The following is an 11,997-nucleotide window of genomic DNA, read 5'->3' on the forward strand; positions in this document are numbered from 1 at the left end:
CTGAGGATCAAATGGGATGTGGAGCCTGACAAATGCAGCTCGACAGGCCGGCTGGGCCGGAGCAGGCCTCCATCGACCGCGATGCGTTCATGGAGCAACTCATCGAATTGATACCGCAGATGCGCGCTTTCGGCCGTTATCTCTGCCGAGACCCTTCAGAGGCCGAGGACCTCGCCCAGGACGCGCTGTATAAAGCGTTGAAGTGCCGCAGCGGCTACACCCTTGGGACGAACCTCAAGGCCTGGACGTTCAAGATCATGCGCAACCTCTACTATTCCAGCCTCCGGAAGTCGGGCCGCTGGGTAGAGCTCACGCCGGAACGGGGCGAACGCCTATCGCAGACGCTTTCCGATCCCATCGCAAATCTGGAGCTGGACGAAGTGCGCCGGGCTCTCAATGTCCTTGCGGACGAGCAGCGTGAAGCCCTCATCCTGGTCGCGGCTGGCGGCCTGTCTTATGACGAAGCTGCGCACATTTGCAGATGTCCGGTCGGAACGATCAAGAGCCGGGTGAGCCGGGCGCGCGATCTCCTGGCTGCGACCATCGAGAACGGCGGCGTTCGACGAGATGAGATTTCGCCCTCGCGCGCGATGGCCCTGATCCTCAAAGAGCTTGCGGGCATCAACGCCACCCAGCGTGCCGCATGAGGATCGCCAGAAGCCGTGTCGCCCGGTGGCGGCCGAACACCACGGCGCGGTTCGAAAGCGAAGGTTCTTGCCCCCGCCCCGATCAACACTCGCCTGGGCGCCATGTTGTCGTTCTGGTGGGCGTGCGGGCAGAGCAAAGCTTTGATGAGCAACTGGCGCAAATGGTGCGGGCGCGTCGATGACCGGGGAACGATGAAGAACGCCTGCTGCAAGTTCGATCGGGAGGCCGGCAAGGTCTGGGCGAAGAGGGGAACTCGATCTCGATCAGGAGGCGACCAACCTCGCATTTGGCGCAGCGAGCTTCTTTGGTCATGAACTCGTCGCCGTGGACTGCCGATTTCTTGGCTGGTTGGAAGCGATCGGCGCAATGCGGCTCGCATTCCTAGGCGCGTCGCTCGCGCGCCCTAAACAGTATTTGTCAGCGCCGCAAGCACGGCCATTCCGAAGAGTGCAGTGTCGAGATCTCGACGGTTCTGGAAAATTCCAGTTAACATAAGTAAATTTAAGGTCAATTTTGACGCGGCTCCAGCTCTGCTGAAGGAACTCGACAGCGAACGACTCCGTTTCGACCTGCATTAACAGGAGGAAACAATGACGGACCAGGAACAACCCGGCGCTCAAAACCAACCCAATCAACAGTCACCCGACCGGGACCAACGTCAAGCCCAGGCCGGCCAACAGGGCGGCCAGGAACAACGTACATTCCGACCGGAAGACGAGAACCAAGCTGACCCGTCGGGACAAGACCCGGGCGTTAGGAGGGAAAGCGACGACATCGAACGCGGAAACGACGCTGGGGACGCCGGCGTTCGCTGACTTGGCGGCTGGGCCGCCAGGGCCAGCCACCTTGCCAACCCGCAGACGAGCCCGGCCGCCGAAGCGCCAAAGCGGGACACCTCCGCCGTGACGGAAAAGAAGATGTCCGACGCACTTAGGTGGCCTGACCCAGGGAAAGAGCTGTCCAAAGAAGCCCAGATGAAGGACGCCAACTGCGCCCACATTCCACCCCGGTCGACTCCAAGACCGATGATCGCGGCGGTCTTTCCACCGGCATCGACACCGGCGCCATCCAACCCGGCAAACGAGCGAGGCAAAGCTCTAGGAGCAGGACGCGCCGGCGATGCGGTCGCGGAAAACTTTCCGGCCACGAACGTTGTGGCCGGCAGCAGAACGCTCAGCAGCAGAGCGCTATCAGAGGTGGCCATGACGAAGGAAAATCAAACCCGCGGCCGCAACGCCAATGCCGCCGAGCCGCTGGGCGAGCGTCCAGGGCTGATGTCCGCGGGCGCGGTGAAGCGCACGGGGCGCAAGGCGCGGGAGGCGGCCGGACCGGACGGGCCGGACGCGGCCGCCGTGGGAGCAACATTCAAAAGCAAGAAGCGGCCTGGGCCGGCCCGATAAGGCTCAAGCGGCGCGACGCGTGCGCTCGGCCCCCGGAGGGCCGCAGGAGTTCTTTGCTCCCTTAGCGGGGCTTCGAGAAGCGGTGTGTAGCCACTGCAATCAGGACGCAGACGCAGGCCCCAGTAGGAAAACGAAGACCAGGGAGAAGGTCCAAAATTCCATCATCGGTTCGCGGCCCGCGAGCGCGTGCGAATGGCACGCCGCAGAACGCGGGTAAGGTCCTCGATCGAATAGGGCTTGTTGAGGAGCTCGAAACCGTGGCGGCTTTCCTTAGCCAGGACGTGGCTGTATCCGCTGGCGAGGATGACCGGCAGGTCCTTGTATCTGCGACGGATTTCATGGCCGAGTTCCACGCCGTTCATGCCTGGCATCACCACGTCGGAAAACACCGCGGCGAACCGGCCCTGCTCCTTGGCCAGGATATCAAGCGCCGCATCGGCGCTAGGGGCCCAAGTCGTCTCAAAGCCCAGTTCGGAAAGCAGCTGCGTGGAGAAGGCTCCGACCTGCTCGTTGTCCTCGACCACTAGGATGTGCCCGCGCCCTTGGAGCTGCTCGCCGTCACTGTCGCGCTCAACCTCGCTTTCCGCCCGCTCGGTGGTTCTCGGCAGATAAAGTGTGAAGGTCGTGCCGCTGCCAAGCCGGCTCTCGACATTCACCTCCCCGCCCGACTGTTTGGCGAAGCCGTAAACCTGACTGAGGCCGAGCCCCGTCCCCTTGCCCACCTCCTTGGTGGTGAAGAACGGCTCGAAGATCTGCCCCAGCTTGTCAGGGTCGATGCCGATTCCGGTATCGCTGACCCGGACCGCCACGAAGTCGCCCGTGGCCTCGCCATGGCCGCGGATGCGCGGAATCCGGCTCGCCAGCTGGAGGCTGATCCGCAGCTCCCCAACCTCGTCCATGGCGTCGCGAGCGTTGACCGCCATGTTCACCAGCGCCGTCTCGAACTGGATCGGATCGGCTTCGACATGACAGGTTCCGCAATCTGTGCGGGTGATCAAGGTCACCCGCGAGCCGACGACGGTGGCCAGCATATCGCGAATGGCCAAGATCCGCTCGCCAACATCGAACACTTCAGGCCGCAGAGCCTGGCGCCGCGAAAAGGCGAGAAGCTGGCCTGTGAGCTTGGCCGCGCGCTCGGCGGTCTCGACAATCGCCTCCACGTAGCGGGCGCGGCGCTCCTCGGCCAGGCTCGGCCTGCGCAGCATCTCGGCGGCGCCGCGGATGACCGTCAGCAGGTTGTTGAAGTCGTGGGCGACCCCGCCGGTCAGCTGGCCGATGGCGTCGAGTTTCTGGCTTTGACGCAAGGCCTCCTCGGTCCGCAGCCGTGCGGCGACCTCGTCCAGCACGCGATGCTCAAGCGTCTCATTCAACTGCCGCAGATAGGCCTGGGCTTCCTTGTGCCGTGTGAGGTCGTGCATCGCCCCGACCATCCGCAACGGCGCGCCGTCCTCGGCCCTTAGCACGGTTCCGCGGTCGATGACGTCGGCATAAGAGCCGTCATGCCTGCGGAAGCGGTACTCCGCCGTCCAGCTGGTCTCCTGGCCTTCGATCAACTCGTTGATCGTGGCTACGACCTGTTCGCGTTCGTCCGGGTGGATATGCGACTTCCACCATTGACTGGAGGGCTCAATGTCCTGCGAGGAATAGCCAAACAGGGTCTCGACCGCCTCGTTCCACTGGATGTGATCGGCGGTCAGGTCCCAGTCCCAGATCGCGTCCTTGGTGGCGCGGACGGCAAGCCGGAAGCGCTCTTCGGCGTCGCGGATCTCCAGATCGGCCCGCATGCGGTCGGTTTCGTCGCGGGCGATCTTGAGGAAGCCGAGTTCCTCGTAACCGGCGCCCCTCAACAGATGCAGGTTGCCGTTTAGGTAAACGCGCCGCCCGTCCTTGCGCATATGCCAGCGGATGTCCGGGGCGCTGCCGTCCCTTCGCGCCAGCTCCATTTCCCTCTCGGGGGCGCCGGCCTCGCGATCCTCCGGAGTGAAGATGTCGTCGGCGGGGCGCCCGAGGATATCCTGCGGCTCGAATCCCAATATCCGGACGGCCCCCGGCGACCAGCTGGTCACTCGGCGTTCGGTGTCGGTGGTGAGGATGGCGTAGTCCGTCGCGGTATCGACGATGAGCTGTAGCCGGCGCTCGCGGTCGCGCAGCGCTTCCTCCGCCTCACGACGATCGGTCACGTCGAGCACGAACTCGACCACCTCGCTGGAACTCACCCGCCGCGCGGCAAACCTGCCCCACCAAAGGCTGCCATCCTTGCGGTAATAGGGCTTCTCGTAAGGGATGGACTCCCTGTCTTTGCGGACCTGCTCGATGGCCCTCTCGACCAGCGGCCAGAATTGCGGGGGCGTCAGATGCCGCCAGCTCTTGCCGAGCAATTCGTCGCGTGCATAGCCCCCCATGGCCAGGAAGGCGTCGTTGACCTCGACCAGCCTGTTGTCCTGGTCCCAGAAGGCTACGCCTACAGTGCTGATTTTGAAGCTGCCGCGCAGGCGCTGCTCGGCGCGTATGCGCTCGGTGACGTCCGAGCCCTGGACGAAGATGCCCATGACCGAACCGCTGCGATCGGTGATCGGCTGCAACACGAGATCGACCAGCCTGTCTTCTCCGGCCCGGTCCGAGCCCGGAAGCGGGAACGGGACCGGGGATCGGCGGATCGATTCGCCGGTCCTATAGGCCTCGTCGAGCGCCTGTAGCGCCGCGCGCGCCAGCGAAGGCGGCAGGATGTCGGCGACCTTCCGCCCGATCAGCTCGGCATCCCCAAACAGCGCCCGGAACGCGTGATTGGCGAGCACGATTTGGTGCGCGGGCTCGCGCAACAGGGCCATCAGGCTTGGCGCCTGCTCGAACATTCGCGCGAGGCGTTCCCGCTCCTCGTCCAGTTCCGACTGCGAGAATGGTCGCAGGTGCTCCATTCACAGAAGAACGCGCAGAAGCGCCAGCCATCAGCGCCGAGCGTCAAATAAAGACGTGCTCTGGCCGCGCCCTCACCCACCCACGGCGCAGATCGATCTGGACCTGCGACGGCGTAGTGGCCATTTCGACGTGTGCGGCCGAGATCTTCGGCGCTCCACAGGCCGAGTTCGAGCGCCGCGGGGCCTGCCGGCCTTCTGGAGGGCGCTGGCCACGGCGCTCGAAGTCTTCGCGAGCCTCGACCAACTGCCCGCCGCCTTCGAGGTCTATGAAGCTGTTTCGAGGCTACGAGCCAATGATCCTCCAGTGGGCTTTCACGCGGCGAGCTGGGCAGAGCCGCAGAAACCGCTACCAGCAGCTGCGCGCCCCGTCCGTCGTCGGCGAGACTGACCACCTGCGCAGCGGCCGCCCGGGCGGCCAAGCCTCCAGGCTTCGCGACCATCGCCTTTTTGCTTCCCGCGCCAGACTCGGGCCCGAGGTCAAACAGGCTCCAAGCGCGTCAGGGCGCCATGCAGGGCCAGGAGTCGCATCGGCGCGCCCCTGATCCAGACGCGCTCGACCTCTATCGCCGACCAGCCCGCCGGAAGCACTGTGGGACGCTCGGCCCAGGTCCCAGGCTCACCTGGTCCCAGCCTCAGACTGGTGAAGCCAAACAGCAGGGCGGTCAGGAAGCCCCCAATATTGGCGAAGAACGGGCCGGCCTGGGGCTGCTCGGGAAAACGGTCGGCCCGGTATTCCAGGATTTGCCCGAAGCGCTCGACCGAGAACTTCCCATAGCCGTCTTCGAGCAGCTTCAGCGCCAGGCGGCGGTCTCCCGCTCGCGCCGCCCATGCTCCGTACAGCGCCGACAGCATCGGGCTGCCAATGTAGTGGTTGGAGATTCCCAGATAGAGCGCCAGCGTGGCGGCCTCGCTCTCGGCGTCAAGCCGATAACCGAACGGAAACAGTCCCATCAAGGGATCGGGCGTGGCGCCCTTTTCCTCGTTGGTCCGATAGCCGTCGTGGGAGACGACAGCGGCCCCGCGTCGCGGAATGGCCAGCTTCTCGGCGATGCGCGACCACAAGGGATCGGCCGGCCGCCCCAATTGCCCGGCGACCCGCACGGCGTCCTCCAACACCACCACGGCGGCCATGTTGGTGAAGGCCGCGTTGTCGACCGGAGCCTCGCGCTCGGCGATCCCCATCGACTCCCGGATGTCGAAGCCTCCACGGGTCGGGGTGACGCGGGTCGTGAGCCATTCGGCCACGCCTGAAATCACCGGCCAGGCCTTGGTGCGGAGGAATTCTTGATCGCCGGTGGCGTCCGCATAGAGGGCGAAGGCGCGCGCCACGTCGAGGGACACGTGGTCCTCGTGCCAAGCCGCCGTGCCCGGCAATGGAGCGGCCTCCTCGCCGGTCCCGGGCGCGCTTTCCCAGGGGAACTGCACCCCTCGCCGGCCCCAGGCCCGCGCATTGCGCCGGGCGCCCTCGATGTTCAGCGCCCGATAGTCGAGCAGCGCTGCGGCGGCCGGCGGCTGCAGGAGAAGCAGCGGCGGGACGGCGAAGGCTTCGATGTCCCACATCACATGGCCGAAGTAGTAGTGATAGTCATGCCAGGTCGCCAAGCCGAAGATCGAGGTGGAGGCTGGCGATGAGGGATGGACCGAGGTGTTAAGGTAGAAAACCGCCGCGTCGGCCAGCCCCTGCCACGCCCTGCCTGCGCCGTGCAGCACAATGCGCCCCTTCCAGATCTCGTCCCAGGCGGCCCGGTTGCCGGCTCGGACGCGATCGAACCCCGTGCGCCGCGCCTTGGCGGCGATCCTCACGGCATGCTGATCGGGAGCGTGGTGCATGGCTTTGGGGACGAGGCTGGTCATCTGCCGCAGGCGCAGGGTCCTACCGGCGCGGGCGCGCACGACGTAGCGGCTGGTCAGCTGGTCGTTCTGTAGCGGCGTCCGCGCGGCAACCACAGCGCCGGCGCCGAGGAACTCCGAAGCCAGGGCGAGTCCGCAGGCAGATAGCCCGCCGGCCGACTCCCACAAAAGCGCGCCGTCGATCGAAGATCCGCTCTCGCCGGGAGTGTCCCTCATCTGGCGCAGCGCCCGGCCATCACACCCGCGCGCATCCAGAATGGCCCGCACCTCGAGCTCGCAAGCGGCATCGACTTGGATGGATATCTCCTGGCAAGCCAGGGTTGGTTCTCTACGGCTGCAGAAGGTGATCACCTCAACCTGCGCCGTCCGCCCTTCCGCGGAAAAGGTGAACCTACTGGTCAATTCGCCCGCGGCGAAGTCGTAGGCCTGTTCAAGTTCCGTCACCTGTTCGGGGACATCGGACAGCCAGACGCCATTCAAGGCCAGGTCGCCTGCCAGCGGATAGGGCGCCACCGCGGCGGCTTCGATCTTCCGCTCGGCGTGCTCGCCGGTATAACCGCTGAGCAGCGCCATACCCGCAGCAAGCGGCATGTGACGCACCCGCAGCCCGATCAGGCCATTGGCGACATATGCCGGAAGCTCCTTGCGGCCGGCTCCCACAACCGGCGGCGGATTTAGGGGCTCAGCCATGCGATCCTCCGCCCACGACAAGAGCCGGACGCAGCTTAGGTTCCGCCGGAACTCTTGCGCCCGACCGCTGTTGTTTGCCTCGGCACCGAGGGACCATCCGCTCATGCTAGGCGGGGACGCCAGAACGTTCGTGCACGAAGACTTCGTCTGGTGGCGGCACGGCGCCATCTATCAGGTTTACCCCCGGTCCTTTCAGGACTCCGACGGCGACGGGGTCGGGGACATAGAGGGGCTCATCACCCGCCTCGACTACCTGTCGGAACTCGGTGTCGACGCCATCTGGCTGTCCCCGATCTTCGCCTCCCCGATGACCGACTTCGGATACGACGTGTCCGATCACCGGGAGATCGATCCCCTGTTCGGGACAAGGCAGGGCTTTCGCCAGCTGGTCCAGGAGGTGCACCGGCGCGGCTTGAAACTCATCCTCGACTACATCCCCAACCACACCTCGGAGCAGCACCCGTGGTTCGTCGAGAGCCGTGCTTCGCGGACCAGCCCCCGACGCGACTGGTACGTATGGCGCGATCCAGCGCCGGACGGGGCCCCACCCAACAACTGGCGCGGAGAGTTCGGGGGGCCAGCCTGGACCTGGGATCGCGCAACCTCACAGTACTATTACCACGCCTTCTTGCCCTCCCAGCCCGACCTCAACTGGCGCAATCGCGAGGTGGCGCGGGCCATGCTGGAGGTCTTGGATTTCTGGCTGGACGAGGGTGTGGACGGGTTTCGCGTCGATGCGATCCATCATCTGTTTGAGGACGAGCAGCTGACCGACAATCCCCCGAACCCCGACTGGCGTCCGGGGCAGGCGCCGACCGAGCAGCTGCTGCGCACGCACACCGTCGACCAGCCCGAGGTGCATGCCGCGATCGCCGCCATGCGCCGCCGTCTCGACGCCAGGGCTTCGGAACATGTGCTGATTGGAGAGGCGTACCTGCCGCTGTCCCGCTTGATGGACTATTATGGAGGGGCCCAGGACGGCTTCCACCTGCCCTTCAACTTCCACCTGATGACCACGCCCTGGACGGCCGCGGCGATCATGGATCTTGTCTGCGCCTATGAAACGCTGCTGCCGGAGGGCGGTTGGCCGAACTGGGTGCTGTCGAACCATGACCGCTCTCGACTCGCCTCCCGGCTGGGGGTCGCCCAGGCCAGGGTGGCGGCGATGCTCCTGCTGACCCTGCGCGGAACCCCCACGCTCTATCAGGGCGATGAACTGGGCATGACCGACACCGCCATCGCCCGGGCTCAGGTCCGCGATCCCTGGGAGCTGCGTACGCCTGGGCTCGGGCTCGGCCGCGATCCGGTCCGCACGCCGATGCTGTGGTCTGATGCGCGCCATGCCGGCTTCAGCACCGCCGAACCATGGCTGCTCCTGAGCTCGAACTGGCAGGAGGCCAACGCCGCCCGCCAGTTGGCGGACAGCACCTCCATCTTGCACCTCTATCAGGCGCTGCTTCACCTTAGACGCAGGGAGCCGGCGCTGTGGGCGGGAGACTTCACAGCTGTGAGTTCCGGCGCAAGCTTGCTGGTCTATGAGCGAAGCTGGCGAGATCGCCGCCTCCTGGTCTTTCTGGACGTCGGCGGAAGGGGCGGACATCTGGAGCTGCCGGCCGGTGAAGTCCTGCTGTCCTCCACGCGCGACGACGAAGGCGCGCAGGTCGGAGGGCCATTCGACGTCGCGCCCAATTGCGGCTTCATCATCAGGCTAAAGCCACCCCCTTCTTAAGCGAGGGTAGGCCTTTTCCGCCAAGCCACGATGCGTAAGGCCTGCATCCAGGCGTCGTGCGCCAACCGCCAGCGGCCGAACGCCTGACCTCGTGTGGCGACTGATCGATCTTGGATCAGCAGAGCCAGTTCCGCCGCGCGGGCGCTCCCAGCCCCTGGCGGAACCCTCACCTGCGCACGCCGTTGCCATCGGGCGAAAAGGAAGCGGCGATGCGCAAGACCCCAGAGCCGATGGCCAACACCCCAGAGCCCCGCAAGGGGATGCCGAGCCCTGAACTGTCCGAGCCGGAATTTCGCGAACGCTACCTCAGCGCCTTCGTCGATCCGGTCTTCGAACCACTCGCCGTCGAGCTCGACAAGATCATGTCCGCCGCCTGGGACGCCTATTCGAACAGCCGCAAGGCGCCGCGCACCCGCAAGGCCGGCTCCGGTTATGCCGATCCAGAATATGACCTCTCCACTGACTGGCTGGCCGCCAAGGCTGCGATCGAGGCAGCCCAGGCGCGGCACGACGATCAGGACGGGTCCTGCCGCATCCTAATAATCAACGCCTCCTCGCGCAGCGAGCACACTTGCCCGGGCGAGATGTCGAAGTCCTACCGCTTGGCCGACCTCTCGCGCGAGGAGATGGAGGCCGAAGGCGTCTCCGTGAACCTCCTCGACCTCTCGCGGCTGGCCTCGGAGTTCGGCCGCGAGATCCACCCCTGCAAGGCCTGCTTCTCGACCGCCGCGGCGCTCTGCCACTGGCCGTGCTCCTGCTATCCGAACTACGCGCTCGGCCAGGTCCACGACTGGATGAACGAGATCTACCCGATGTGGGTCGAAGCCCATGGGGTGATGATCATCACCCCAGTCAATTGGTATCAGGTCTCCTCGCCGCTGAAGCTGATGATGGACCGGCTGGTCTGCGCCGACGGCGGCAACCCAGATCCGACCCTTACCCACGGCAAGGATGCGAAGAAGGCCAAGGCCGTTGAACTGGCTGGTTGGGACTATCCCAAACATCTTGAGGGCCGGGTCTTTTCGGTCGTGGTGCACGGCGACGTAGAGGGCGCCGAGAACGTCCGCCGCAGCGTCTCAGACTGGCTGCGCTTCATGGACCTGGTCCCGGCCGGGATTAACGCTGAACTTGATCGCTACATCGGCTACTGGGCGCCCTATGCGACCAGCCACGAGGCGCTGGACGCCGACCGCGCCATCCAGCGCGAAGTGCTCAACGCCGCGCGCACCCTGATCGAGGCGGCCAAGGCCCGCCACGCCGGCAAGATGCTGGTGGCCGGCCGCCACCTGAAGCCAGCGCGCCAGAAGTAGGCTGTCGGCGCCGTCATGAGTGGAGGTGCGGTCACGAATAGTAGTCGCCTGACGCCCATTGCTACGAATGGACCGTGCTGGCGGAACAAGGCGCTAACGCCTTCGTTTTTGGCCTGTCTGGAGCAGTCCATGAGCCAGCAGGACCGCGTTCGAAACCCCAACCTGTCGGGTCAAGAGCCGACCGTGCAGGAGCCCGCGGGCCCAGGCGCGCCTTCGATGCTGGGCGAGCGCTTCCGCCGCGACCTTTGTCAGATCTGGATCAACTTCAATGCGTTGCGCGGGCGGAGCTTCCTCGTACTTGGCCTGGCCGGACCCGGCGCCGCTGCAGCCTTGGCGGACGGCGGTTCGCGTATCTCCCACGCCTGAGACTGCGCGGTGCCCCAATGATCCGGCGCCCTCACCGAACGCAAGATCTGGGCGTCAGCAGCAAGGCCCCTTCCCTGATCAGCGTGTCGTGGCCAATGGAAGCGCGGTCGGCTGACAGCTTGCCTGAAGGCGAGGACTGGTGGTTCGAACCTAAGTGGGACGGCTTTCGCTGCCTGGCGTTCCGCGGCCCCGACGGCGTCAGGCTTCAATCCAAGGCCGGTAAGGACCTCGGGCGTTATTTCCCTGAGATGTCGACGATGTTCGCGAGCCTGACGGCTGATCTGTTCGTCCTGGACGGGGAACTGCTGATCGCTCGTGGCGGCGGGTTCTCCTTCGAAGCCCTCCAGGAGCGCCTGCATCCGGCGCAGAGCCGCGTTCGGCGGCTGGCTGAGGAACATCCGGCCGCCTATGCCGCGTTTGATCTGCTGCAGAGCCCATCGGGCGAAGATCTGCGGCCCCAACCCTTCCACGCGCGACGCTCGGCGCTGGAAGCCTTCATTGCGCATGCTGGCCCTCTTGCGCAACTCTCGCTGACGCCAGGCGTGGCCGAGCGTCTAACGGCGCAGGCCTGGCTGGAAGGCGGCGTCGTGGAAGGGGTCGTCGCCAAGCGGCTCGTCGACCGCTACCACGAAGGCGAGCGCACGATGGTCAAGGTCAAGCGCCAGCGAACGGCTGACTGCGTCGTCGGTGGGTTCCGGTATGCCAGCCGAGGCCGGTTGGTCGGCTCGCTGCTGCTTGGTCTCTACGACGACCACGGCCTGCTCAATCACGTGGGCTTCGCCGCGGGCCTAGGCGCCGTGGACAAGCCCGCTCTTACCGAACGGCTCGAGTCATTGCGCGCCGCCCCCGGCTTTACCGGCGCAGCCCCCGGCGGCCCGAGTCGCTGGTCTAGCGATCGGTCGGCGCAATGGGAGCCGTTGCGCCCGGAAATTGTAGTGGAGGTTGCTTTCGACCATGTCTCCGCAGGCCGGTTTCGACATGGGGTGCGGCTCATCCGAATGAGGCCCGACAAGGCTCCCGCCCAATGCCGAATGGACCAGATCGAGTGAAGTCGCCTTCGACTCCGACCGGCTAGGCGCCTTCTGATG

The 11,997-nt window shown here is 65.6% G+C and carries 8 protein-coding genes; 6 read left to right on the plus strand and 2 right to left on the minus strand.

The window, feature by feature from the left end; all coding sequences use genetic code 11:
* Window positions 1-32: 32 nt before the first annotated feature.
* Together AC1DQJ_RS13095 and AC1DQJ_RS13100 are read left to right on the plus strand one after the other, a co-directional pair.
* Complete coding sequence (locus AC1DQJ_RS13095; protein WP_477603931.1) at window positions 33-647, plus strand: sigma-70 family RNA polymerase sigma factor; 615 nt, start codon at window positions 33-35, stop codon at window positions 645-647.
* Window positions 648-1,850: 1,203 nt separating this feature from the next.
* Window positions 1,851-2,048, plus strand: coding sequence for a hypothetical protein (locus AC1DQJ_RS13100; RefSeq protein WP_477603933.1), 198 nt, complete (start codon window positions 1,851-1,853; stop codon window positions 2,046-2,048).
* A 161-nt stretch (window positions 2,049-2,209) separates the two neighbouring features.
* Here the strand turns inward: AC1DQJ_RS13100 and AC1DQJ_RS13105 are convergent, their stop codons facing one another.
* Together AC1DQJ_RS13105 and AC1DQJ_RS13110 are read right to left on the minus strand one after the other, a co-directional pair.
* On the minus strand, window positions 2,210-4,963 hold the full coding sequence (locus tag AC1DQJ_RS13105; protein WP_477603935.1) for a PAS domain-containing hybrid sensor histidine kinase/response regulator: 2,754 nt from the start codon (window positions 4,961-4,963) through the stop codon (window positions 2,210-2,212).
* 477 nt (window positions 4,964-5,440) lie between these two features.
* Window positions 5,441-7,504, minus strand: coding sequence for a glycoside hydrolase family 65 protein (locus AC1DQJ_RS13110; protein WP_477603937.1), 2,064 nt, complete (start codon window positions 7,502-7,504; stop codon window positions 5,441-5,443).
* A gap of 130 nt (window positions 7,505-7,634) precedes the next feature.
* On the opposite strand from AC1DQJ_RS13110, the gene AC1DQJ_RS13115 reads away from it, so the two are divergent.
* The 4 genes from AC1DQJ_RS13115 (at window position 7,635) to AC1DQJ_RS13130 (ending at window position 11,958) form a co-directional block, all read left to right on the plus strand.
* Window positions 7,635-9,233 (plus strand): alpha-amylase family glycosyl hydrolase, encoded by a 1,599-nt coding sequence (locus AC1DQJ_RS13115; RefSeq protein WP_477603939.1) that lies wholly within the window; start codon window positions 7,635-7,637, stop codon window positions 9,231-9,233.
* Window positions 9,234-9,442: 209 nt separating this feature from the next.
* Window positions 9,443-10,543, plus strand: coding sequence for a flavodoxin family protein (locus AC1DQJ_RS13120; protein ID WP_477603941.1), 1,101 nt, complete (start codon window positions 9,443-9,445; stop codon window positions 10,541-10,543).
* Between the two features lie 129 nt (window positions 10,544-10,672).
* Window positions 10,673-10,909 carry a hypothetical protein gene (locus AC1DQJ_RS13125; protein ID WP_477603943.1) on the plus strand — a complete coding sequence of 79 codons (237 nt, stop codon included), beginning with the start codon at window positions 10,673-10,675 and terminating at the stop codon, window positions 10,907-10,909.
* A gap of 95 nt (window positions 10,910-11,004) precedes the next feature.
* Entirely contained in the window at window positions 11,005-11,958 is a 954-nt protein-coding gene (locus tag AC1DQJ_RS13130; RefSeq protein WP_477603945.1) for an ATP-dependent DNA ligase, read from the plus strand.
* Window positions 11,959-11,997 lie beyond the last annotated feature (39 nt).

This window comes from Phenylobacterium sp. P4_E10 (assembly GCF_056401675.1).

Bases quoted from the DNA above. Each gene is read 5' to 3' on its own strand.
- AC1DQJ_RS13095 (WP_477603931.1), top strand. From the start codon at position 33: ATGCAGCTCGACAGGCCGGCTGGGCCGGAGCAGGCCTCCATCGACCGC.
- AC1DQJ_RS13100 (WP_477603933.1), top strand. From the start codon at position 1,851: ATGACGAAGGAAAATCAAACCCGCGGCCGCAACGCCAATGCCGCCGAG.
- AC1DQJ_RS13105 (WP_477603935.1), bottom strand. From the start codon at position 4,963: ATGGAGCACCTGCGACCATTCTCGCAGTCGGAACTGGACGAGGAGCGG.
- AC1DQJ_RS13110 (WP_477603937.1), bottom strand. From the start codon at position 7,504: ATGGCTGAGCCCCTAAATCCGCCGCCGGTTGTGGGAGCCGGCCGCAAG.
- AC1DQJ_RS13120 (WP_477603941.1), top strand. From the start codon at position 9,443: ATGCGCAAGACCCCAGAGCCGATGGCCAACACCCCAGAGCCCCGCAAG.
- AC1DQJ_RS13125 (WP_477603943.1), top strand. From the start codon at position 10,673: ATGAGCCAGCAGGACCGCGTTCGAAACCCCAACCTGTCGGGTCAAGAG.
- AC1DQJ_RS13130 (WP_477603945.1), top strand. From the start codon at position 11,005: ATGGAAGCGCGGTCGGCTGACAGCTTGCCTGAAGGCGAGGACTGGTGG.